We start from the raw sequence: 23,879 nt of genomic DNA on the forward strand, positions 1-23,879 counted from the left end.
GACTAATTATGAAATGGAACCGAAAGATAAAAAATAAAGGCAACTTAGTTAATGCAGTTTAGATGTTTAACAGCTTATTCCCTTTCCGATTAGATGTGATGTTGCTTGGACTACGAAAAATTCCTCGAATATGTATAATGGGGCGCTTAAAAATCCTAGTCCATTCAAAATCATTGCTTTCATGATTTGTCCTGGGCTGAGAATTTATTGGGTTGTTATTCCTACTATTTTATTGACTTCTTCTACTAATTCCATCTCGTCTATTATGCCTGCTACTATTCCTAGATGGTCTAAATTTAAGACTTTTATGGCTTCTTGATACTCATTCATGGTTTTTTCCTCTTCGATCCTAATTCGTTCATTGTAACTCAAAAAAGCCGGAAGTGATTACGGGGCAATCACTTCCGGCTTGAATTTTTCAAATTTACAACCATCAATTCTATTTAAAGACTTGCGGAATGTGGGTTAAACATACTGCCAATTTATTAACGGTTGTACAAACTTGTCGTCGTCAAGGACGTTCCGTAATTGATTTTTTTGAGCAAGCTATAAAAGCGATGGTTAATCCCGATATGCAAGAACCATCTTTAATTCCTCAAATTTAGACCTGAATTCTTACCATTTTAGGGTGTATAAATTATGTTGAAGTAAATTCCCTTATCTTGCAGATTGTCGCCCCGATCGCTAATTCTCACCAAAGGAAGAGCGTAATCTACGCGCAGGCTCAGCCGCTGTATCGGTTCCCAGATTACCCCCAAACCCACACCTGCTAAAAATGTCTGATTGGTTAATTTATTTGGATTGTTCGCAACGTTCCATACCGTACCCGCATCCAAAAATGGAGCCAATTGAAGTTTGGGATTTCCCGAAGCATCACGCTGCAAAGTAATCCGATCTTCGATCGAAACTCTGAAGCCGTTATCGCCAGAACGGACATTTTGGCGGTAGCCGCGCAAAGATTGCCCGCCGCCAATTACAAATTGCTGTGAAGGCAACAAACTATTAGCTGACAACTGCAAGTCTGACTGCAAAATTAATAAATGTTTGTCATTCAATCGCTGTACTCGCTGCACTTGACCCAGCCAGCTAAAAAATTGTCCGTCTGGATCGGAACCTTCGTTTTGAGTAGCATCAAACAAGCTAGTGCCGATCGTAAATTGCGATCGCACCGCCCAAGCACCCTGCGGATCGCGCCGAATGTAGTCCTGTCCCAGCTTAATGGCGCTCGTAGTGGTGACACCATTGGAGTCCGGGCCGATGCCAAAAGGAAACGGTTCGCCGGCGAGAAAAGTTCTGCCTGTCTGATAAGTAAAACCGGCAGATAAGGCAAATTCTTCGATCGGCGTTCTCCGCAGCGGCTGGCGGTAACTAATTTCAAATAAATGCGATTTTCCCGAAATGTCAAAACGGTTAAAAGGTGCTTGTACGATACTATTGCGATTCGGCGCCGCCCTCAATTGCAAAGTGCCATTCATCGCATTTAGTGGCAGGCGATAGCTGAAATCGAACACGTCTGAATCGCCGAGCGATCGGTAATAAGCCGCCGCAAGTTCGTCGCCATTTCCCGTTATATTGCGGTGCCGCAAACTAACTCCCAATCTTTCGGAACCGACACTGGGAGGCGAATAATTGTCAATGCTGAAACTAGGTTGAAACGGATTAGCTTCCGAGACTCGGACGATCAGAATGCTCTCGCCTTCATTATCCCCAGCCCGCAGGCTGGCTTCTACATTGTCAAATAAAGGATCGACTCGCAGCAGCCGGAGTTGGTCTTCTAATGAAGCTGTGCTTAAAGGCATTCGGGCCCCGAGTCGAAGCCGGCTGCGGATGTAACTTGGATGCAATCTTTTAGTTCCTTCTACCTCAATTCGGGTCAGCTTGCCTTCGATCACTTGAATCTGGACGACCCCTGCGGTGATAGTTTGGGGCGGCAAGACTGCTCTCGAAGTGATGTAGCCACGATTGAGGTAAATTTCGGTAATTTTGTCAGCGATTTGTTTGAGTTCTTCTAGGGTAGCCGAACGGCCTTCTAACGGCTTGACTAAGGCATTAATTTCGTCTTGGCTTAAAATTGTGCTGCCAACTACTTGAATTTTCTGCACCTCAATTGCTGCATTCGGCAGCGTTGGGGGAACTGGCGACGGGGGTTGGGGCGCTACTGTTGGCGGTACTTGGGGAGGTTCTGGGGAAGGCTGCGGGACCGGTTGCAGAAATCGATCGCGATTTGGATCTGGCTGAGTCGGTGGCGGAGGCAGGTTGAGAGGTGGCGAGGGTGGGTTCTGGGCTAAAACATGATTGCAATCTAGCTGGTTCTGACACTTGGGATCGTTGTCAACCAGATTTTTTTGTTCGGGCAAGATGCCCGCACCACAAGCAGTTTCATCGATTGTGGAACAAGCATCTTGCCTGTTCTCGGCGGGGTTCGATTGTGTTTCTGGTTCAGGATTGCTCTCGATGGAATCGGGGATTTGATTTAAGTTTGTTGCAGTTTCATCCTGCTTGATTTCCAGTTTTTGCAGGGCTAATACTTCGTTGCCCCTATCTGCTGAGTTGTCAGCGGCGACTGGAAACTGAGAAATATCGTCCGTTTGGGATATAGCTTTATTGGCATAAAAGCAAGCCATCGGGAGCGCTGTTAGAAGTGAAATCCCCAACCTAAATAGTGCAATATTTGCATTCGGGTGCATAATTAATAATTTCTCTAAAATAAGTTTGTCGGCTGTTTGACTATGCCAGTTTATCATTTAGTATTAGACGAAATTTGACATCAAAATTTCCCCAGTCCGGCTTTCAAGATGCCACAAGCCCGAACTGCTGATTAGCACAAAAATTTTAATTTATTTAGGACGATCGACCAAAAAACCCGGAACAGGCAAAAATCATCTGTGGCGCTGCCAAATACCGCGCTCGAAACCGAGTTTTTCGTACTTGCTGCACAAGTCATACTATTTTAGGTTTTAAATTTTAGATTTGGCAATGACTTATGGCGGCTATCACGGTTTGGGGCTTGCCTACCGTTGCATTTTTTTTTAACTGGTATCGAATTATTGTCTTGTGATAGGTGTTAACTCACTTGCGACTAAGGGTTCTTGGGCGATTTTGCCGAGTTGGACTGAGTTCAACACTGCTGACCACTTGATCGCTAAACTGGCATCGCTGGGAGACGCGATGCGCAATTGAGCTAGAGTTGCCAGGTACTCGTACCAGAGACCTTGTTGGGCGAAGATGCTGAGCTTGGCGCGATCGGGCGATCGATCCAACTCTGCTTTCACGTTTGGGGCGAGTGCGGTGCGGTTGATCCACCCGGAAACGAGAACATCATCTGTTGTATAGTTTTTTGGGTTGCATTTGATAGTAAAGTACCATTGATAGTTTTTGCCAACTTCCAGGGCTGGGGAGTTGTCGTCGGAGTCGAGGCTGACGCTAACGACACCTGCACGGCTAGTTACCATGCGAAAACTTTTTTTGTATAGTGTTTTGTCCCTTTCGTCTGCTAACTCAAACTGAACTGTTTTGTCGATGGCTACCGGAAGGTAGTAGAAAAAAGTCGGCTTTGCTGATATGGTTTGCCCCATAGTTGATTGGGGAATCAAGGCAGTTAAGGCAGTTGTGGCGGTCGGGCATTCTAAGCCGCGGGTTCCTCCCCCTTCCCGCCTTCCGGGTACTCCCTGCTCCGGCGGTTGAAAGCTATTCCACGCGGCTCCTAATTGCTGGTTGTTCGGTCTGCTTCCGCTGGGTTCAGGGGGTTGAACTGTTTGCCAGTTGAGGGGTAGCTGCGGTTGTGAGTGGCGGTGGACGCTGTTTGCGGGGCTGTTGAGAGCCTTTGCTGGTATTAAGAAACTACCAACGGCAACTGCGTCTACAGACAGAATTAAGGAAATGGCACCGATATTTAGAGCAGACTTCCAAGCCATGACGAACCTGCCTTCTAATAAACCTAGGAACTTTATCGCACGGTTTTATTCTACCCAAGGTTTTGACGCATATAGTAATCTGTTGTACTTAATTTATATCTTCAGGCAGATACGATTAGTTTGGTCGCTCTGATCAACATAGAATTCTCTGTCGCGTTTTTCAGTGGTAGCTTAGTAGTTATACTTACTTGCATTCACGGCAGGAGGTTGGGTTGAGCTTGTTTAACCCAATTTTGACACAGACTAATATTCCAGGTTTTTTAACTCTGACAAGAGGCTACAACGCCTCTTTTCGTAAAAACACCCGGTTGATGCGTCAGTCCTGGATATCAGGAAACTCGGCAATTTTGCTGGTGAACCTCAAGCGATCGGCTACAAGTTACAAATCAGGTTTTCTGTACAATACCGGCAAGAAATTTAGCATGAATCTCGATTCACCTGTTCTCTCGGACAAACAGCCTTCGGGGCTGCGGATGGTAAGACCCATCGGAGTCTTGGCACTGCACGGCATTGCTTTTTTAGGAAATAGGTTGTTCGCTGTCGATCGCGCCGAAGGGCTGCTATTGGAGATCGATCGAGAAAGTGACAACACTACTGTTTTGAATCCTTATCAAACGGCTAAGTTTGCCGGCGCAACGGGGCTGGCTATTTCGGAAGATACTCTCTGGTTTGCGCGGGATGAGGATATTTGTTGCTGTCCGGGGGCAATTCGGGGCGGGGCGATCGCTGAACTCAAATCAGAACATTTTGTTTCGCTTTCTTATGCTGCTGACGGGATTGCTGTTTGGAAATCTACGCTTTATGTTACGTGCCAGAGATTGGGATCTATTCTGGTTTTTGACGGGAAAACGGGTCGGGAAATTACTCGGTTTTACGCTCCCGGTATTGGGGTAGAAAATATCACTGTCCGGGAAGAAGAACTTTGGGTTTGCGACAAGACTGAGCAAACTGTTTACTGTTTGGAACGGGCAACTGGGGAGATTAAATTTAGCGTTTTGACTCCCTTTGAGTCGCCTTCTGGTTTGGCTTTTCACAAGGATTCCGAAACCGGAGAGGAGGTTTTGTACGTGGCTTATTCCGGGGATGAACTTTACATCCGGGATGACCCGAATGCGGAAGATCCTTTTCAGTTGACAAAGCGCGATCGCACTTTTATTCACCCTTTGTATTTTCACTACAATGAAGCCGACCGCTACGCTCTGTCAAACGGTTTTTTGATGGAAATGTCTTATGTGGAGGAACTGTCTCCTCTCGATGAGGTAGAAATCGAAAATTTGGAGTGGCGGATTGCTTTGCCTTCGGAAACTCATCGGCAAAAGGTCAGGAAAATTACGCCGATCGGAATGCCTTTTACTGAGGAAATTCAGGAAGGGGAACGGGTGGCGGTGTTTAAGTTCGATCGGCTGCTTAAGGGGGAACGCCGAATTTTTGGCTGGAAGGCTTTGTTAGAAGTTCGCTCGATTAAGTATCAGTTGTCGCCTCGGGATGTCGAAAAGATTCCGAAGCTGTCGCCGGATTTTGCAGCTAAGTATTTGGTGGACAATGACAATTTGGCGATGGATACGGAGATTGTGCGATCGGCTGCTGTGGCTGCCATTGGCTCGGAAACTAATATTTTGAGGCAGTTACTGAGCATTCGCAATTTTGTTTACGACCAACTTTCTTACGGGATTAGGCCTCACATTGACACTCCGGATCTTGTACTGCGCCGCGGCATTGGTTCTTGCGGCGAGTACGTGGGGGTATTGTTGGCTTTGGCAAGGTTGAACCGGATTGCTTGTCGCACGATCGGGCGCTACAAGTGTCCGGCTTTTGCGGACAGAAAAGGGGTGTCGCTGGAGCCTGATTTCAATCACGTTTGGCTGGAATTTTACATTCCGGGTTTTGGCTGGGTACCGATGGAATCTAATCCTGATGATATTCAAGACAGAGGCCCTTATCCTTTGCGATTTTTTATGGGTTTGGCTTGGTATCACGTAGAAATTGGCAAGGGAATTCGGTTTCAAAGTCTCACGAGCGGGGGTCTTCCTTTAAACAAGGAGGATGTTTCCGTGGGGACTCTGGCAATTAATCATGTGAGGTTTACAATTTTGGAAGAGTTGCCAGCAGTTTGAATTGAGTGTTAAGAGTTAACAGTTAGCAGTCAAAATTCAACTGTTAATTGTTAACATTTTTAATCTAAAATTGAAAGTAGAAAATGTAAAATCAGAGGAAGAGGCGTTGTGGAATTTTCGATTGCTAATATTCTCGTTTTAGTAGCCTTTGTACTGCTGCTGACGGTGACTGGCGGGGTCGCTTATTTGACCGCGGCTGAGTGGCGCGATCGCAGGCGGTTAGATAACGCTAAACGGAAAAAAGAGTAGCTCTTGGCTGTTGACAAAGTGCATTTTTTATAATAAAAAACAAGGCGACCAACCATGTCGCCTTGTTTTTTGATTTGGGGAGTTTTCACCCCAGAGGTGCAAGGAAAGAGATAACCTAGGTGTGGCGCTTCAAAAACATCTTATTGAATAGCCTTAATTGACAGATTTTTTCTACTTTTTATTTTTCCGCTTCCCTCCACCTGTTTTAGGTGGGTTTCCCCGCAACAAATCACCTAAAGCATCATTACTTCTGTTATTAAAATCAAAATTATTTTTCCCAAACGTCTTTAATAACTCTCTCTGATATTCCTCATGTTCGTAGGGTAAAGAACCGGCACACGCATAAATAAATGCTTTCGCCGTATAACTTTTTTTCAGATGTACCTTGAAAGTATTGTATGTATTAATTACTTGCTGTGTGCCATGACCTAAATCACCGATATTATCTTTTAATTCTACAAAACAGATAACGCGCTCGCTGTCTTTAGCGTAAAACACTATCAGGTCGCACATTTGTTGACCTTTTTCTATTCCCCATAAAAATTGACGCAGCTTACAACTAGGATTTGATTGGTCATCTATGTTAAAAAAAAGTATTGTTTCGCCCGCTAGGGGTTCTACTTTTACTGAAGCTTGACTTTCCTTAAAATAGGTTTGACCTGGAAGTAAACAGGAGGATAAAAGCAAATTTTCAAAAGGCATTAACTGTCTCTCAATCTTGAATTTTCAGTAAATTAGCATAAATGCGGGAAACATCATCAGACACTTGACCAAAAGTTTCCCAATTTATTGTACCTTCTTCACTGATAATGTTTTTTGCTGTTCCATCCTCAAACAAATAGACTGAAACTTTTTCTTGAGAAATAAAAGCATCTGTTCGCTCTAAATAAAACATTTCTTTAATGCTATCTGGATCTTCATGCTTAGCTGCTTGCATGAGATTAGCAAGATGGTCAACAATGTAGGGACTGTGGGTTGTAATTAAGACGTGCAATCCAGCATTGACTAACATTGCCAAAAATTCAGCTATCTCTACTTGAGCCGCTGGATGTAAATTCATTTCTGGCTCATCAATTATCAGTAACTCATTTGGTTTAACTAAATAGCGCAAACAGAGAACTAATGGAGCTAATTCTTTTACCATTGAAGAAACAATAGGCATCTCCAACTTGGTACTTTCTTTCGGTTGAAAAAGTAGTTCTTTTCGCAATTCGGATGTTGTTTCAAAGCCGACCTCTCCTTGTAAAATCTCCTTTTCCAAGAAATCAGCTAAGTTGATATATTCCTGTAATCGAGGATTTTGTTTTATTTCCTCATCTCTGTCTGTGTTTTGTTTTTGATAGATTGTTAAAATCATCTCCAAAAAACGCTTTACTGGTTCCAGTAAAGGCGTTTCTCTTCGTCCCAATTCAGATTTATCTCTCTCTTTTAAAGGTTGTTCGCCTCTAATTTCTTTGACTCTAAAAGAGCTAAAGGGAAAAGTTATAAAAGTAGTCCTTTCAGTAGGGAATATATGTATACAATCATAAAATGCTCTGTGGAGCATCTGAAAAATTTCCTGAATTACGAATCGCTTAATCGCTGTTTTAGGCAGCTTATTCAAATCTTTGCCTCCTCCTAAATAAAAGTATAATATTGTTTCGCCTGATTCTTTCACAGAATTTAGTAAGCCCAAAGAAATTTCTCTTTCGACAGAAACGGATTTTATCCTTTCCTGAAACTCTAATTTTGTTTCTTCCAACTTAAAATCTACTTGCAATTTTTCAAAATCTGCTCGTTCTGTAGCCATAAAAGAGGGCATCCAGTTTCGAGCAAAACGAGCCACATCATTAATATAAATTTCCGCACAGTCATTAGCAAATTTAATCATATCAATTTGTGCATTACCTTCATCAAAAAGTTGCTGAAGTGCGCTATCTATGATTGGATATGTCTCTTGGGTTTTACCGTCAAGATAAGCTTTTAAGTAATTTCCGTATCCCTGCTGTCCGAGGATCGCTGATAAAGTGTATGCAGCCCATGTTTTCCCTTCACCATTACGACCAATAAAAACAGTTAAAGGCTTTAAATCAATTTCTGCTTTTTCAACAACACCTAAGTTTCTAATTTCTAATTTCATTAAAAAATGTCCTGTTAATAAACTATCAGATAGAGAGGAACCTGAAACCGTTAGTTTTATATATTTTCCATTCCTCAACCCATTATACCTGGATTGGTGATTCCTGTTCAATATTAACAGCAAGTAGAGCGGCGACGAGCGCCGCATTTCCCAACATCAGATCTAAGTCCACTGTCGGAAAAAGGTATTTTCTTGCCAAGCGGCGGCGGTGCGCTTTTCAAGTGCTGCCATTTCTGTTGTGTTCAGGGGTTGGAATGCTTGGGCGACTTGGAAGTTTTCTTCTAATTGCTTTACTGAGTCGGCGGCGATGACGCAGCAGTGGACGCCGGGGAGTGAAAGCGTGTAGCCCATTGCTTGGTGCATTCCATCTAAAACACCGTTCTGAAATAATTTGCCGTAAGCTGGTATTTTCATGGCTATGACACCGATGTTTTTGGCTTGGGCGACTGGTAAAGCACTGGTAACAAAGGAGCGCGGGTGATGTTTTTCGGCGGCGTTGAGGGAGATTAATGTTGTGTCGAAAGGATAGCGCTGCAAGCCTGCGGCAATGATGGCTGGTTCGTGGTGTCCGGTGATGCCGGCAAAACGAATTATTTTTTGCTGTTTGGCTTCTTCGATCGCCTTTATTGCTCCTTTGGCACTGAAAATTTGGTCTAATTCTGTTTGGAATGAGACGTGGTGGAGTTGCCACAAGTCTAGCCGATCGGTTTTCAATCTTTTGAGCGATCGCTCTAAGTCTCTCCACGCGCCATCTCTGTCTCTGGCGGAGGTTTTTGTGGCTAGGAATAGGCGCGATCGATATTTTGGCAAAACTTTGCCTAAGTTTTCTTCGCTGGGCCCGTACTCGGCCGCCGTGTCAAAATAGCGAATGCCTAGTTCGATCGCGCGTTCAATTTGCGTCGCCGCTTCTGCTTCTCTTCCCGGCTGCGACAGCGGTGTTTGTCCGGCTCCCCCCAAACCGAAAATCGGCACTTTCACGCCGGTGTTGCCTAACAGTCGTTCTGGCATTTTTACTGTGGCGGCCGCCTTGTTATTGGGTGCGGCTGCGATTTCCCGATCCTGCTGTTCGATCGCCTTAGCACCTGCAATACCGCTGGCAACAGCTATACTGCTCAATATAAAATTGCGGCGAGTCTTTTTGCTGGTCATGGTTTCCGTATCCTCAGAATATTTGAGTTGAGATTAACCAGAAAGTTAAATGAAGTCATCAGTCATTAGTCATTAGTCATTAGTCATTGGTTATTGATTATTGGTTATTGGTTATTTGTCCTATGTTTCTCGTTAGTTCTTCAGTTCTAATAACCAATAACCAGTAACCCATGCCCCATGCCCTATGCCCTATGCCCCATGCCCTATGCCCTATGCCCCATGCCCTATGCCCCATGCCCTATGCCCCATGCCCTATGCCCTATGCCCTATGCCCCATGCCCTATGCCCTTGTCAATTATCCATGTGCGAATCAGTTCATTTATCTGTTCTGGTACTTCGTCGTGGGGACAGTGACCGGCTTTGATAAAGTGTTCTGTCAACTCTGGATAGTGGTTGCGAAATTTGGCGCTTCTTTCTGTAGAATTCATCCACGGGTCGCCTTCTCCCCACAGCATTAGCAACCGGCATTTTAATTGACTCAGCAATACGTCGATTTTTTCGCCTTGGGGTGTTCGGAATACGGAGGCGAATACTTTGGGGGCACCGGGATCGCAGGAGGGAAGGTAAATTTCTTCTACTAATTGGTCTGTGACGGCGCTTTGGTCGAGATAAACTTTTTCTAGGGTTTTCCGAATTGTCGATCGCTGGCGCACGTACTGGAATAGCAGAAAACTTGCCCAATCTTGCTGAAATAAAGTTTTAGCAACCGCAGATATGGCTTTTTGCAGGGGTGGGGCTTCGGGTGCGGGCTGCGGTTCGCTGAAGGGCCCGGCGCTATTGATTAATATCAGTCCGGCTGCTGATTCGGGGCGCTGGGCTGCTACACACAAGGCGGCGTAGCCTCCGAGGGAGTTGCCGGCTAATACGGCGGGCCGACCGATGATGTTGGTGATAAAGTCGTGGAGTTGGTCGCGCCAGAGGTCGCCGCTGTACTGCAATTCGGGTTTTGCCGATCGCCCGAATCCAATCAAGTCGATCGCCCACACTTCAAAGTCTTTGCTCAGCCCGCTGATATTTTTGCGCCAGTGGTCTGTGGACGCTCCAAAACCGTGAATTAACAGCAGGGGAGGGCGTTCTGGATGCCGATCGCTGGATCGAACGTAGTATACTGAATGCCCCCGCCACTGCCAGTAAGTGCCGGCTATGGGGGCTGAAGTCATGGCTGGGGTTGCTTGCATAATGTAAAGAAATAATTATTTACTTTAAATATTGTATCGCGACGCTCAGATTTATAAAGTTTTGCAAACGCGCCGGGCTTGCGCCAGCAAAGAATTATTCTATTTGGGCGAGTTGGGAGATCGCGATAGCCCGCTCTCAGGATGAATAAGTTTTGTAACGAATATTGATTTTGTGAGAGTCGCAACAATGGGAGATATTTTGCCCGATCGCATTTGGGAAATATATCGGGTCTGGGCTGCAACACACCTAGGTATGATGATTTTGCTGTGGGGTAGCCTAGCAAGTTGTTGGCGATCGGCGCAAAGCAGCGGCTGCGAGTGTCGAACCCGATTGGCAAGGGTGAAGGGATCGGCTTTTTTATAGTTATTTCCGAGCTTTTCAAGGTGGGGATCGTTTGGTAGGATCTGTTGACGGCTTGGGGGAGGCAGCGAGCCTAAGCGTTGCGAGTTGGCAAAAGCCGACATCAAAAATCTGGCTGCTGGGAGAAGTTATAAGTAAAATTACTGATGGTTCTCTGCAGAAGTTTCTCAGAATCGCTGAATATTTTGTGACGTTGTTTGCTGTTCTTAACTGCTTTGATACTCTAAGATAGAAGTAGAGCTGCGGCGCTCAATTAATTAGCATTTTGAATACTAGGGAGCCAACTATGCAGGGTGTGAACTTTATCCACCTGAAAGTTAGGGAGTTTTCTGAGTGATTGCTATTTCACCCCGTCCGGTCGGACGCAATTGGATTACGATTAGCTTCGCTTCTACTCTATACCTTTGTCCTATTTTGGATCTGCTCCTAGCAGAGGTGCCGGATTACTCGCAAGCGGAATTGCGGTTGGGGCTTCAAGAAGCTTTGGTAAATGCTGCTAAGCATGGAAACAAGTTAGACCCCGGTAAAACTGTTGGAGTCCGTTTTTCGGTCGTCCAAAACCAATATTGGTGGGTAATATCGGATGAAGGTTCGGGCTTTAATGCTCCTTGCAATTGCAACCTTTATACCGATGATTGCGACAGTCTCCTAGCAGAGGATGTTGTAGATGAATCTGCACTCCCCCATGTGGAACAGGAATGTGGTAGGGGGTTGTTTATTCTTTACCAAATATTCGATCGGGTAGAGTGGAATTCTCAAGGTACAGAGTTACGGCTGTGCAAAGAACTTCCCAGTGGCTACCGCCTGCCTCGCTTGCGCTAGCACCGCTATTTGGCAGCAGTTTTCACCTCAGCTAGACCTGGAATTTTTTTCGTTCCCGGGCTCAACCTTGCAGTGAGAACTTGGAGGATCTGGCTATTGATAGCCGATCGTAATGCAAAATGTGAGTTTTGAGTTAAAAAAGTATAAATCTTTTGAACTCACAATCGCGCCGCTCGATCGAGCGGCGCGATTGTCTAAGTTTTGAGCCACTAATCAAGTCAAAACTCAAGACTCAACACTCAAAATTATTTGCCGTGGGTCGGACAGGGAGGAGCAGATATCGATCGATCCAGCCATCCTGCTGCTTGGTTTAAGCGCGGGAGAGCTTCTTCTGGCTGTTTTTTGAGCAAAAAGACCAGAGCGGCCGCGGCTTGCTCGCAGGCTCGCGCGGAACGGTTGGCTTTGAGGCGGTGCCAATCTTTTTCGGGGATGGCGAGGCGCGCGGCGAGAGCTTGGGCTAGTTCTACCGTGCTAAGCTCGTTGAGGTTGACAGTTTGGGTTGTTTGTGTAGTTTCAAGCATAGGTGGCAATTATAGCGATTTGGCTGCCGTTTCTAAATTTAACAAATAATATACTTGACATAATAACAACTTAATAGCGAATTGGTTTTTTTAAATTATTGTCAGGTTTGCAGATCAAAATGCCTCAACAGCCGTCAGATTTAAATCGAGAGACACCGGGAGATGATGAAAGTGAGTTTGTTCAAGCGATCGCAGCAGTGGAGCGATCGCTCGCGGCAGTCAAAGAACGGTACACTCAAATTCAGGTCGATCGACAGCGCCAAGTCGAACTCGGCCATCGCCGCGAAGAAATCCGCCAGTCAGGGCGCCGAAATCCATTGCCGCAACTCAAAAAAGAATTGCGGGAAATTGAGCAAGAATTGGAAACTATCGAGTTGAATTTAGAAAGCAGCCTGTTTTCTTGGGGAAGCATAAAACAACCTTTTTGGCAAGCAGTTCGGTTTGGGGGGCTTGGCATTTTGATCGGTTGGATTTTGAAATCCTATGCAGGTTGAAGGATGTTGGGAGTTGGGATTTTTGATTTTTTTATTTACCGCAGAGGGCGCAGAGGGCGCAGAGGAAGAGAAAAGAGAGAAATATGGTGCAAAATATTAAATAAACAGGAGTGGATATTATGACAAATCAACGAATAGCAGCAATTTTGCGCGCAGGTGAACCCGACGACACTGTAACGGTTCAAGGTTGGGTTCGCACTAAGCGCGAATTGAAAGGATTTGCCTTTGTCGAAGTCAACGACGGTTCGGCGATGGCTAACTTGCAAGTAGTCATAAATTCCGATTTGCCAGATTTTGAAAATGTACTGAAACAACTGAATACAGGTGCATCTCTAGAAGTGTCGGGTGTGCTGGTAGCGTCTCCAGCAAAAGGACAGCGAATTGAGTTGAAAGCCTCGCAAGTACAAGTTTATGGGGATGCAGACCCGCAAACTTATCCGCTGCAAAAAAAGCGCCATTCCTTTGAATTTTTGCGGACAATCGCGCATTTGCGGCCGCGCACAAACACCCACGGTGCTGTCTTTCGAGTCCGCAATGCTTGTTCGGCGGCGGTACACCAATTTTTTCAAGAACGCGGTTTTTTGTGGGTTCATACTCCGATTATTGCTGCTAGCGACTGCGAAGGGGCGGGGGAAATGTTCGCCGTTACCAACTTTGATTTAAAGAACGTGCCGCGCACAGATTCGCAAGAGGTAGATTATGCTAAAGACTTTTTTGGAAAGCGCGCCTATTTAACAGTTAGCGGTCAGTTGGAAGCGGAAGTTATGGCGATGGCTTTCGGCAATGTTTACACTTTCGGGCCGACTTTTCGAGCGGAAAATTCTAATACTTCGCGACATTTGGCTGAGTTTTGGATGATTGAACCGGAGATGGCTTTCTGCGATCTGCAGGGAGATATGGATTTGGCTGAGGCGTTTTTAAAGTACATTTTTAAATACGTTTTGGAGCATTGCCCGGAAGATATGGAGTTTTTCAACGACCGCATTGACAAAACGGTTTTGGCTACTGCTGAAAATATCATTAACAATCAGTTTGAGCGGATTACTTATACGGAGGCGATCGCACTTTTGGAAAAAGCCGACAAAAAATTTGATTTTCCCGTAAGTTGGGGTTTAGATTTGCAGTCGGAACACGAGCGTTATTTGGCTGAGGATTTGTTTAAAAAGCCGACGATTGTCAGCGATTATCCCGTGGAGATTAAAGCATTTTATATGCGTTTAAACGATGACGAGAAAACGGTGCGAGCAATGGATGTTTTGGCTCCTAATATTGGGGAAATTATCGGCGGTTCGCAGCGGGAAGAAAGGCTGGATGTGTTGGAGCGGCGCATGGAAGCGCAGGGTATGAATAAGGAGGAATTGTGGTGGTATTTGGATTTGCGCCGCTACGGTACTGTGCCTCACGCTGGGTTTGGTTTGGGATTTGAGCGGTTAGTGCAGTTTATGACGGGAATGGGGAATATTCGGGATGTGATTCCGTTTCCGAGAGCGCCTTTAAGTATTGATTTTTAGTTGAGGATTGTGCGGGAAAACGTAGGGACACGGCAATGCCGTGTCCTCCGGGTAAGGACACGGCATTGCCGTGTCCCTACTAAAATCTAAAATGTCAAATGGTATAAACTAATGGTTCTTCAAATCCCATCAAGTTCCAAAGCACCAACTGTCACCTGGGAAGCCTTACCAGCCGACTTTGTATTACCGGACGATCCCGTGGAAAATATTCAACAACCGCCCCTTGCTGCCGCCCTCACCGATGCTCTGGGAGCCGCCGGACGCATTCAACCGATCGCACTAATCGGTTCCAATTTTGGACTGGTAGCGACAGTAAATAAGCAGACTGTAGTCAAAGCACCGGATTGGTTTTACGTGCCGCAAGTGCATCGAGTCGCAGAGGGCAGCATTCGTCGCAGTTACACGCCCAATCTCGAAGGTGCGCCGGTATCGGTGGTGATGGAGTTTTTGTCTAACGAAGATTACGCCGAACTGTCGGCGCGATCGACTCCTCCCTATGGCAAGCTCTACTTCTACGAACAGATTCTGCAAGTGCCCACCTATGTTACCTACGATCCCTACGAGCCCAAGCTGGAAGTGCGGTATCTGCAAAATGGTGGTTATGCAGCCCAGACCGCTGATGCTGAGGGACGGGTGCGGATTCCAGAGTTAGATTTGTGGCTGGGGATTTGGTCGGGGGAACGGCTGGGGCAAACTATGAATTGGCTGCGCTGGTGGGATTCGCAGGAAAATTTGCTGCTGTGGAGCTCGGAACAGGCCCAACAGGAACGGCTGCGGGCAGAACAGGAACGCCAGCGGGCGGATGTATTGGTGGCAAAGTTGCGCGAGTTGGGTGTCGATCCCGATCGGCTGGCGTGAACGGGCGGGATGTCTGTCAGCCGAGTTTTTCAAGGGGGCGATCGGCATTCCGCAAACAGGAGTTATATGATGCCCGCTTATTGCTCATAACTAGAAGGACTTTAGTCCTTACTACAAAGTTAAAACGGCATTACCACGTCCTTAACTGGTTCCCAGGCGCTTAGCCTAATAACCAGTAAAAAGGGTTAGAAGAAAACGAGTTCAATCTTTATGAGTTGGTGTTCACGGAACCTGCTATTAAAACTGGTTTAGTCCGTCGTTAAATCCATACACTTCAGGTAGAACTTCTGATGCTAGATGAAAAACGTGTTGTAGGAACTGAGATCGCTACATGGTTTCTATTCCATCCTGACGATCTCGCTCATCGTCTTCAAAATCCTGAGGAATGGTGTTGGCATGAGTTTGCGATTAGCAAAGAGTTCGCATCTGGTAATCTGGTTGCCATCACGACAGGAGCAGATGGGGCATTTCTCATTCGCTTTACAGATCAAAATCTAACAGAACAAGAGCAGTTACACGTGCTCGCCTCTGTTACTTTTCGGTTGTGTGTTAGGAACAATTGCCTGTATCTGGATGGCGGTGATTTATTGCCCTCCGCTCAAATGTTCGGCTACCACGACGCAACTTCCTGGCTAGAAATACCCAATGGAAATTATCAGGTTATAGTCCATACTTTTGACTGTAAAAAATGCTCTAATGATGCCAATCTTCCTTCCTATACTGTTCAGTTCCAACCTGTCGTGACCATCGACACGCTCGATTCACCGACACTCATTCCGAGATTGATCTATGCAAAAGGACTCTTTGAGCAGTCAGACCCACGCCAAGAATGGCGGCAGTCTATTACTTCGACCCTTGAGTCTGAATACGCACTAATGCAATGGCCAGAGATGATTTTTCCCAGTTTTAATACAAAATTGTTAATAGACAGAAATCAATGTCAAAATTTAAAGTTGATTCGTTATCGATACACGAAATCATCTCACTATCGTGAATTTGAAATTGTGATTGGTCATGCTTTAGAACCTCAAGCCATCGGGACACTTTTTCAAGTTACAAGTTATGGTCAGCATTATGACCAATTTGACTTGAGCGGAATTGGAAAAAAGCTTGTACAGCTTATTCGGATCTTTGAGCGTGACGATTTATGGTGGGCAGAAGTAGAACCATTCCAACCTCCGACAGTTGCTACCGACTCTTCATCACTGGATCACCTGAAACGGCTTTTTGCTCACTATGCAGAAACCAATGCAAATTATCCTCAACTCGTTGAGTACCCTCAATTCTATGCAGAACGAATAGCTTCACTCTCTGTACCAAGAGAATTGGGTTGGGCGATCGCCTACGCCCTCGATCTAACTCCAGAGGTTAAACGCAGTCTATTAATAATGATGTCAGACCAGGATTTAGTTCAACAGTTGTCTAAAATCCTGGAACTGAAATCCCAGTAAGATTACCTTGGATGGAGTTAGTGAGTTAGCTGTAGCCATAGGGTGTGGAGCCATCGAAAATTCACAAATAAAGAGCGACAATCTCACAGCGACGCACCACACAATAGTTAGGTGCGTCGCTCAAAAACTTACAAATTCCAGCGAAGTTTCGGCAGCGACGCACCCTACAAAATACTGAAAAGAGAGGAATGCAAGTCTTTGTTATCGGTTAAGTCGCCGAGGGAATAGTGATATCAACAGATTGCACTTTGACAGAATTTCCCAAACTCGATAACGGCGGTTGAATTGCCGCAGTATTTCCCACTACTAATGTTACCAAATTCTCCGGTTTCAAGTAAGTCTTGGCTACGCGCTGCACGTCGGCAATTGTTGCTGCTTCGATGCTGCGGCGGTAGCGAAAAATGAAATCTTCGGGATAACCGTAGTATTCGTAGCGAATTAATCGCGACAAAGTTTGACTGGGATTTTCAAATTTGAAGATGAAAGAATTCAGGGTGGAATCTTTAGCGAAAGCTAATTCTGCCGGGGTAATTGGTTCGGTGCGGATACGATCGATCTCTGCCCGAATTGCCTGGATAAACGGTACTGTTGCGTCCGATCGCGTTTGGCCTCCAGCGACAAACACCCCCGGATAGTCATATCTCGGACTCCAAGCAGCGTATACTGAATAAGCTAAACCTTGGCGCGATCGCACGTTATTGAACAAACGGCCGCCGAAACCGTTGAGAACCCCATTCATTACGTCCAAAGCACCGTAATCTGGACTGCTGAGCATTCCGCCCAAATGTCCCATTTGCACGTAACTTTGACTTAATTGCGGCTGATTTACAAAAAATACGCCGCCGCCCTTTGCTGGCGATACGGTTGGTAGCGCAGGCACTTCTGCACTTGGATTCGGTTGCCAGTTGCCAAATTTTTGCTCGACGAGCGATCGCATTTTAGCAGTATCAAAATCGCCAGAAATACCCAAAATCATGTTTTTGGGGTGGAAATATTTCTGGTAGAAACTCACCACATCGTCGCGGGAAATATTGGCGATGGTTTTGTATTCTACCGTGCGCGCGTAAGGACTGCGATCGCCGTAAATTAACTTTTCAAACTCGCGGCCGGTAATATCGTTAGGATCGTCATTGCGGCGGGCGATCGCACCTTGAGTTTGATTCTTCGCTAAATCTAACTTTTCCTGAGCAAATATTGGCTCCCGAATCACTTCCGCAAATAAGTCAAACACGGGTTCCACATCTTCAGCTAAAGCACTAAAATTAGCGGTACCAGAAGCAACATCAATCCCCGTTTCTACCGAAGCTGCTCGCTGTTCTAGCAACTGATTTAGTTCATCAGCCGTATGCCGGCTCGTGCCGCCAGTTCGCATCACTTCTCCCGTCAATCCTCCCAATCCAATTTTATCGGCAGGTTCAAAGCGCTCGCCCGTGCGAAATAGCGCCGTTCCCCCGACTAACGGGAGTTCCCGGTCTTCCATCAGATACACCCGGATGCCATTTTTCAGCTCGAAGCGAGTGTATTTAGGCAGTTTAATTTCTGACAGCGGGGGAAATGTTAATTCGTCGTAGTGTTTGGGTGCCGCCGCAAAGGAAGGTAACAAATTAAACGTGCCCAGTGAAACAGTAAAAAAGCAAAGCGATAGCAGAAATAACTTTACTTTTTTCAGTCTCAATTTAGTCCTTTTCATTCTTTCTCCAATGTTTCCTATTGTGATGATTCTCAATCGAGGCAGAGCCTCTGGATCTGCGTTCCCAGGCAGAGCCTGGAAACGAGTGTTTCTTCCTTCTTTTTCAGGGCTTACGCAAATGGCACATTGAATGAGGTTTGTAGTTGGGCGCCGGCCTCGGTGCAGCGGGCTAGAGCATCGACTACAAACCTCAAAATCGCTCAAAAATTGTGAGACTTGCGTAAGGCCTGTTTCTTTTATCCGTTACATCTTGTACACTGCTTCGTTGCCGAACCTTCTTCTTACAGCGGCAAAAGCTTACCAATCGTGCGATTTTCCGGGCGGAAAGTTGCCTGAGAGACACGCTGAATGTCAGCGGGAGTAACAGCCGCGATCGCATCCAATTCCTTGAACAAATTTCGCCACGAACCAGTTTTTACTTGATAGTCCAGCAGCGAAAATGCCATGCCCATATTAGAATTTAGCGATCGCAACAAATCGGCTCTCGCCTGAGTTTTCACGCGCTCCAATTCCAAAGCAGAAACCGGCTCAGTTTTCAGGCGGTCGATTTCCTTGGTCAAAGCTGCCGCCACCTCATCAACCGTTCGGTCCGGAGCAGTTTGAGCGTAAAATAACATCAAATTCGGATACTTTTCCCCCGGATAACCGCTGAAACCTTGAGCCGCCAGCGCCAATTGCTGTTGTTCTACCAAAGACTTATAAAGCCGAGAAGTGCGGCCATCGCTGAGCAAAGAACCAATCATTTCATAAATCGCATTGTCGGGATGATTCATCGCCGGCCGATGGTATCCTTCCAAGTACCAAGGTTGAGTTTTTAATTTCAGCGTGAATTCCTGAGTTTGGGTTTGGGGAGGTTCGACAATTTGCAATTCTGGAGGCGCTGGTTTCGCCTTGTAACGGCCGAAATAAATTTGAGCGAGTCGCTTCACCTCCGAAGCTTTCACGTCTCCTACCACCGCAACAGTCAGCTTGCTGGGGACGTAGTGAGTCTCGAAAAACTTCTGCACGTCGCTGCGGCTGAGGTTTTTAATGTCTTCAGTGTAGCCTATTACGGGGCGGCGGTAGGGATGAACAGAGAAAGCTTTGTTGGCAAAAACTTCAACCATTTGTCCGATCGGAGAATTCTCGGTTCGCAGCCTGCGCTCTTCTAAAATTACCTGTTTTTCTTTGTAAAATTCCCGAAATACCGGTTCGAGAAATCGCTCGGATTCCAGCGACATCCACATTTCTAACTTATTAGCTGGAAGGCTGTAAAAATACATTGTGGCGTCGGTGGAAGTAGCGGCATTTAGTCCGACTCCGCCTGCTTGTTCGACTATTTTGCCGAGTTCGTTGCGCTTGACAAATTGCGAAGCTTCGGCTTCAATTTTGTCAAATTCTGCTTTTAATTTGGCGACTTCTTCAGTTTTGCCGCTGGCCTTGGCTGCTTGCATTTGCTCGAAGAGTTGGTCTTGTTTTTCTAGCAGCGGCTTTTCGGCTTTGTAGTCGGTAGTGCCGATTTTTGGCGTGCCTTTGAAGGCTAAATGTTCGAGATAGTGAGCGACACCTGTTTGACCGTCGGGTTCGTTTGCGCCGCCGACATCGGCGTTAATCAAAAACGATGCTACGGGCGCTCTTGGCCTTTCGAGCACGATGAATGTCATGCCATTGTCGAGCTTAAATTCGGTGACTTGGCTGATTACTCGATCGAGCGACGGTTGAACAGAGACTGCTTGGGAGCCGCTAGCGGGGTTGGGGCGGGCGAGGGCGATTTCGGGAGAAATTCCCCACCACAGCAGTACAGCGGCCAGCAGGGAGGCGATGAATCGAGTTTGGCGATCGGGCGATTCCCTACGGGATAGCTTCGCTTCACGGGGTTTTTGGAACTGCGGGGTCATTCGATTTTAGATTTTAGATTTTGGATTTTGGATTGTCAAACAAAAAATGTTTGTGCTCGGCGGCCAGAGATTCTTTTTTAAGGATAAAGATTTTTGGAGGCATAAGCGATCTGTTGCGCCCCAGATGTTAGGCTGATACAGCAAATCTCACAAAGGGTCATGGGATTTTAGATTTTAGATTTTAGATTTTGGATTGTCAAACGGCAAGAAGTTTATGCCGAATAACAAGAGATGCTTTTTAAGCATGAAGATTTTTGGGGGCATAAGCGGTCTGTTGCGTCACTTCCAGTTTAAGATTAAAATCACGCACAACTTAAAACTTAACATAATTTAGTTTTTCAGTCCTGAACCTGCTGTTCCAAGTCGCCAATTACCGATTGCAAAGCCATGCGAATTTTTAATCAGTCTCCTCCTTCTGAAACAGAAACCAAAAAGCGGATTTTACAAGCCGCTCAGCGGTTGTTTGCCCGCAGCGGATACGACGGCACTACAACTCGCGATTTAGCAGCGGCGGCGGGGGTGGCGGAGGGTACGCTATTTCGGCATTTTGATAATAAAAAAGCGATTTTGATTGAGGTGGCGACGGAAGGATGGGTGGAGTTGCTGACGGATTTGCTGACAGAATTGAGCGAGATGGGAAGTTACAAAGCAGTGGCTCAGGTGATGCGGCGGCGGATGCTGAATATCCGCGAGAATAGCGACATGATGCGGGTGTGTTTTTTGGAGGCGCAATTTCACCCGGATTTGCGCGACAGAATTCAGTTGGAAGTCATCGGAAAAATGAGCGCTGTGGCTGAGGCTTTTTTTGAAACGGCGATGGAAAAAGGAGTTTATCGGAAGATGAATCCCAAGATTGTCGCTCAGGTATTTTTGGGTATGTTTGCAGTCGCGGGTTTCAGTCAAAATACGATTATGGAGCCGAATGCTTCTCCGCAGCAAATGCAGGAAATGGCTGAAGGATTAGCCGATATTTTTCTGAATGGGGTTTTGCAGAAAGATGAATAATTAGGGCAACAGGGAAAAGTTGTTATGGGCAAAGTTTGGGACTATTCTATTCGGCCGCTAACGCAGGAAGACGAGCCTTTTCTGTGGCAAATGCTATATGAAGCGGCGCACATGGCAGAAGAAGGCGAATCAACGGTGCAAGCGGTTGTCAATCATCCTTTAATTGCGAAATATGTCAAGAATTGGGGACGTGCAAACGATCTGGGCTTCGCAGCAATCGAATTGAACGGGAGCCAGCCAGTAGGAGCCGCCTGGCTGCGTTTGTTTACAGAGGATGACAAGGGGTTTGGCTGGGTTGACGATACTACCCCGGAATTGGCGATCGCCGTTCTTCCAGAATATACTAATCAGGGTGTAGGAACGCAGTTGCTCGCTCGTTTGTTGTCAGCAGCAAAAGTCTCTTATCGATCGGTATCCCTGAGTGTCAGAAGCTCGAATCGAGCCCTGAGTTTGTACGAGCGCTGTGGATTTAAATTAATTGAGGGAAGCGAGACAATCAACCGCACAGGAGGGACATCATTCACCATGAAAGTTGATTTGGATTAAGTGAATGATTACTCTATAAAATAGTACATTTCCTGTACCCAATTCTCCCGATTTTCCTGCCATTCATCCGTCACGACTTCCCAAGTTGTATTGCTTTCAAGCTCCAGCAATAGACTTGATACTTCTTCCAGCGTCGATGCTATATGACATTCTTGTACCCAACTTGCCCTGAGTATTTTCCAGAGACTTTGTACCGCTTCCCGCTGAAAATTAGATTCTAATTCAACTAGCAATTTGGCTAGGTGTTTTTCGTCAATTGCTGCTGACACCTCGCTCATCCAACAGTCGCGACGTTCATTCCATTCTTCCGTCACTGCGTCCCCGTTTAGGTGGGATTGAAACTCTAACAGTAATTGGTTTAGTTCTACCATATTAAATTTTGTCTTGTTTGCAGTATGTGCTATTTTTGTACAAATTTTATTGATTTAGACTGTTGGTTTTTTATAATGAACGATGTGGCTGAGGCTTGTTTGGAAACGGCGATGGAAAAACAAGTTTATCCAAAGATGAATCCGAAGATTGTCGCTCAGGTATTTGTGGGAATGTTTGCAGTCGCGTGCTTCAGTCAAAATACGATTATGGAGCCGAATGCTTCTCGGCAGCAAATGCAGGAAATGGCTGGAGGAATCGCAGATATTTTTCTGAATGGGGTTTTGCAGAAAGATGAAGAATTAGTCATTAGTCATTAGGAAATTTTAGAGCCTGAAAACGCATATCTACAGGCTCTGACTCGTCGAAATTACTCCTTAAACTTGTGCATTTGCTGTACCCAATTCTCGCGATTCTGCTGCCATTCATCGGTCACAGCTTCCGAATTTATATTGGTTTCTAGTTCCAGCAATAAACTTGATACTTCTTGAACAATCGATGCTCCCAGACATTTTGCTACCCAACTGTCCCGGCGCTCTTGCCACTGAATATCAACCGATTTTCCCTGCAAGTTAGATTCCAATTCAACTAGCAATTCTGCTAGATATGTCAGGTTAACTGATGCGGCCACATCGCTAACCCAACTTTCCCGGCGCTCTTTCCATTCTTTTTTCACTCCTTCCGATTTGAGGTTTCTTTCAAACTCTAACAGTAACTGATTTAATTCTACCATCTTAAATGTTTGATTTTTTGTAGTTTGTGCTACAATAATTATACAAAAGTTTTCCACAAACAAAGTGTTAATTTTTTTAAAGCTTGCGGTCGCAGTGAAACTACAGAATAGATAACTGAATAATGAGCGATGAATTTACGTTAGATATGCTAGACATTCCCAGCAGTTGGAGGGGCGGGGAAGGGGACTGGACAGGAGTGGCGACAGCTATTGCGAGAGGGGAAACTGTCGAAGTAATTCAAGAAGTTGGTTCTACGTTGTGGCGAAATAGTTTGCCAGAAAAACATTGTTTGTGTTGGGAGGGGGAAAATCTATCCACTATCAAAGCCAGAATTTGGATTAGTTTCACCCAGAGAAGATTTTCGCCGGAGTCTGCTTTTCCCAAAGTTCAGTGGCATCCGAGAGTGTTGTGGCTAGGGATAGGTTGCGAACGCTATACAGCGCGAGAATTAATCGAAACTGCGATCCAAAATGTATGTCGCGGTTATCATTTAGCGGAAAGTGCGATCGCAGGTATTGCGACAATAGACACTAAAGCATGTGAAGTCGGCTTGCTGGAACTTTGTCAAGCGCGAAATTGGCCGTTAAAAACTTTTGCTGCTGACATTTTAAGTTCAGTAGAAGTCCCCAATCCTTCAAATATTGCAGCAAAACAAGTCGGGACGCCCAGCGTAGCAGAAGCTGCGGCACTTTGTGTAGTTAGAGAAGAAAATTTAACCGCAGATGAACGCGAATATACGCAGATATCAATCAATCATCAGCGTCCATCTGCGTTTATCTGCGGTTCAAATCCCCTCTTAGTCCCTAAACAAATATTTCGCACTAAAAATCCCCCCCTTTCACAAGGAGGGGTTAGGGCGGGTTCTGCGGTAACAGTAGCGGTTGCAGTTTGCCCGATCGAGTATCTGGGATAATGTA

The 23,879-nt window shown here is 45.7% G+C and carries 22 protein-coding genes and 2 pseudogenes; 12 read left to right on the top strand and 12 right to left on the bottom strand.

Features of this window, described 5'->3' with window-relative positions; all coding sequences use genetic code 11:
- Positions 1–75 precede the first annotated feature (75 nt).
- The 3 genes and pseudogenes from QUA78_RS14400 to QUA78_RS14410 all read right to left on the bottom strand — a co-directional run.
- Positions 76–330 (bottom strand): annotated as a pseudogene (locus tag QUA78_RS14400) (DUF4277 domain-containing protein); the annotation flags it as partial.
- Between the two features lie 293 nt (positions 331–623).
- Positions 624–2,744 (bottom strand): ShlB/FhaC/HecB family hemolysin secretion/activation protein, encoded by a 2,121-nt coding sequence (locus tag QUA78_RS14405; RefSeq protein ID WP_333299964.1) that lies wholly within the window; start codon positions 2,742–2,744, stop codon positions 624–626.
- Between the two features lie 300 nt (positions 2,745–3,044).
- Positions 3,045–3,914, bottom strand: a complete 870-nt coding sequence (locus tag QUA78_RS14410; RefSeq protein ID WP_333299965.1) for a DUF928 domain-containing protein — start codon at positions 3,912–3,914, stop codon at positions 3,045–3,047.
- A 422-nt stretch (positions 3,915–4,336) separates the two neighbouring features.
- On the opposite strand from QUA78_RS14410, the gene QUA78_RS14415 reads away from it, so the two are divergent.
- Together QUA78_RS14415 and QUA78_RS14420 are read left to right on the top strand one after the other, a co-directional pair.
- Complete coding sequence (locus tag QUA78_RS14415) at positions 4,337–6,028, top strand: transglutaminase family protein (RefSeq protein WP_333300019.1); 1,692 nt, start codon at positions 4,337–4,339, stop codon at positions 6,026–6,028.
- 108 nt (positions 6,029–6,136) lie between these two features.
- Positions 6,137–6,277: a hypothetical protein gene (locus QUA78_RS14420; RefSeq protein ID WP_333299966.1), complete on the top strand. Its 141-nt coding sequence runs from the start codon at positions 6,137–6,139 to the stop codon at positions 6,275–6,277.
- A 171-nt stretch (positions 6,278–6,448) separates the two neighbouring features.
- Here the strand turns inward: QUA78_RS14420 and QUA78_RS14425 are convergent, their stop codons facing one another.
- From QUA78_RS14425 to QUA78_RS14440, 4 genes are all read right to left on the bottom strand, one after another.
- Positions 6,449–6,979, bottom strand: a complete 531-nt coding sequence (locus QUA78_RS14425; protein ID WP_333299967.1) for a hypothetical protein — start codon at positions 6,977–6,979, stop codon at positions 6,449–6,451.
- 10 nt (positions 6,980–6,989) lie between these two features.
- Positions 6,990–8,396 carry an AAA family ATPase gene (locus QUA78_RS14430; RefSeq protein WP_333299968.1) on the bottom strand — a complete coding sequence of 469 codons (1,407 nt, stop codon included), beginning with the start codon at positions 8,394–8,396 and terminating at the stop codon, positions 6,990–6,992.
- A gap of 162 nt (positions 8,397–8,558) precedes the next feature.
- Positions 8,559–9,545 carry an aldo/keto reductase gene (locus QUA78_RS14435; protein WP_333299969.1) on the bottom strand — a complete coding sequence of 329 codons (987 nt, stop codon included), beginning with the start codon at positions 9,543–9,545 and terminating at the stop codon, positions 8,559–8,561.
- 266 nt (positions 9,546–9,811) lie between these two features.
- Positions 9,812–10,723, bottom strand: a complete 912-nt coding sequence (locus QUA78_RS14440) for an alpha/beta fold hydrolase (protein WP_333299970.1) — start codon at positions 10,721–10,723, stop codon at positions 9,812–9,814.
- A 172-nt stretch (positions 10,724–10,895) separates the two neighbouring features.
- Here QUA78_RS14440 and QUA78_RS14445 point away from each other — a divergent pair, with 172 nt between their 5' ends.
- Positions 10,896–11,087: a hypothetical protein gene (locus QUA78_RS14445; protein WP_333299971.1), complete on the top strand. Its 192-nt coding sequence runs from the start codon at positions 10,896–10,898 to the stop codon at positions 11,085–11,087.
- Positions 11,088–11,417: 330 nt separating this feature from the next.
- Positions 11,418–11,906, top strand: coding sequence for an anti-sigma regulatory factor (locus QUA78_RS14450; protein WP_333299972.1), 489 nt, complete (start codon positions 11,418–11,420; stop codon positions 11,904–11,906).
- 245 nt (positions 11,907–12,151) lie between these two features.
- Here the strand turns inward: QUA78_RS14450 and QUA78_RS14455 are convergent, their stop codons facing one another.
- Entirely contained in the window at positions 12,152–12,427 is a 276-nt protein-coding gene (locus QUA78_RS14455) for a DUF6439 family protein (RefSeq protein ID WP_333056391.1), read from the bottom strand.
- Positions 12,428–12,546: 119 nt separating this feature from the next.
- Here QUA78_RS14455 and QUA78_RS14460 point away from each other — a divergent pair, with 119 nt between their 5' ends.
- The 4 genes from QUA78_RS14460 (at position 12,547) to QUA78_RS14475 (ending at position 16,741) form a co-directional block, all read left to right on the top strand.
- Complete coding sequence (locus QUA78_RS14460) at positions 12,547–12,921, top strand: DUF2203 domain-containing protein (protein ID WP_333299973.1); 375 nt, start codon at positions 12,547–12,549, stop codon at positions 12,919–12,921.
- Positions 12,922–13,040: 119 nt separating this feature from the next.
- Positions 13,041–14,432, top strand: coding sequence for an asparagine--tRNA ligase (gene asnS / locus QUA78_RS14465; protein ID WP_333299974.1), 1,392 nt, complete (start codon positions 13,041–13,043; stop codon positions 14,430–14,432).
- A gap of 111 nt (positions 14,433–14,543) precedes the next feature.
- On the top strand, positions 14,544–15,290 hold the full coding sequence (locus QUA78_RS14470) for a Uma2 family endonuclease (RefSeq protein WP_333299975.1): 747 nt from the start codon (positions 14,544–14,546) through the stop codon (positions 15,288–15,290).
- Between the two features lie 290 nt (positions 15,291–15,580).
- Positions 15,581–16,741 (top strand): DUF6386 family protein, encoded by a 1,161-nt coding sequence (locus QUA78_RS14475; RefSeq protein WP_333299976.1) that lies wholly within the window; start codon positions 15,581–15,583, stop codon positions 16,739–16,741.
- 208 nt (positions 16,742–16,949) lie between these two features.
- On the opposite strand, the gene QUA78_RS14480 is transcribed toward QUA78_RS14475, so the two are convergent.
- Positions 16,950–18,431 (bottom strand): pitrilysin family protein, encoded by a 1,482-nt coding sequence (locus tag QUA78_RS14480; RefSeq protein WP_333299977.1) that lies wholly within the window; start codon positions 18,429–18,431, stop codon positions 16,950–16,952.
- Between the two features lie 281 nt (positions 18,432–18,712).
- Positions 18,713–20,308 (bottom strand): pitrilysin family protein, encoded by a 1,596-nt coding sequence (locus tag QUA78_RS14485; protein WP_333299978.1) that lies wholly within the window; start codon positions 20,306–20,308, stop codon positions 18,713–18,715.
- A gap of 387 nt (positions 20,309–20,695) precedes the next feature.
- On the opposite strand from QUA78_RS14485, the gene QUA78_RS14490 reads away from it, so the two are divergent.
- Positions 20,696–21,313, top strand: coding sequence for a helix-turn-helix domain-containing protein (locus QUA78_RS14490; protein ID WP_333299979.1), 618 nt, complete (start codon positions 20,696–20,698; stop codon positions 21,311–21,313).
- A gap of 24 nt (positions 21,314–21,337) precedes the next feature.
- A complete protein-coding gene (locus QUA78_RS14495) occupies positions 21,338–21,859 on the top strand; it encodes a GNAT family N-acetyltransferase (RefSeq protein WP_333299980.1) in 522 nt (173 codons plus the stop codon).
- An 8-nt stretch (positions 21,860–21,867) separates the two neighbouring features.
- Here QUA78_RS14495 and QUA78_RS14500 read toward each other — a convergent pair whose 3' ends face one another.
- Entirely contained in the window at positions 21,868–22,230 is a 363-nt protein-coding gene (locus tag QUA78_RS14500) for a hypothetical protein (RefSeq protein ID WP_333299981.1), read from the bottom strand.
- Positions 22,231–22,305: 75 nt separating this feature from the next.
- On the opposite strand from QUA78_RS14500, the pseudogene QUA78_RS14505 reads away from it, so the two are divergent.
- Positions 22,306–22,548, top strand: a pseudogene (locus tag QUA78_RS14505) (TetR/AcrR family transcriptional regulator); the annotation flags it as partial.
- 50 nt (positions 22,549–22,598) lie between these two features.
- On the opposite strand, the gene QUA78_RS14510 reads toward QUA78_RS14505, so the two are convergent.
- The gene (locus QUA78_RS14510; protein ID WP_333299982.1) at positions 22,599–22,961 is read right to left on the bottom strand and encodes a hypothetical protein; all 363 of its coding nucleotides are present in this window, start codon (positions 22,959–22,961) and stop codon (positions 22,599–22,601) included.
- Between the two features lie 122 nt (positions 22,962–23,083).
- On the opposite strand from QUA78_RS14510, the gene QUA78_RS14515 reads away from it, so the two are divergent.
- Positions 23,084–23,875 (top strand): cobalamin biosynthesis protein, encoded by a 792-nt coding sequence (locus QUA78_RS14515; RefSeq protein ID WP_333299983.1) that lies wholly within the window; start codon positions 23,084–23,086, stop codon positions 23,873–23,875.
- Positions 23,876–23,879 lie beyond the last annotated feature (4 nt).

It is taken from the genome of Microcoleus sp. K4-B3, assembly GCF_036704615.1.
In the GTDB taxonomy this organism is placed as follows: Bacteria; Cyanobacteriota; Cyanobacteriia; order Cyanobacteriales; family Microcoleaceae; genus Microcoleus.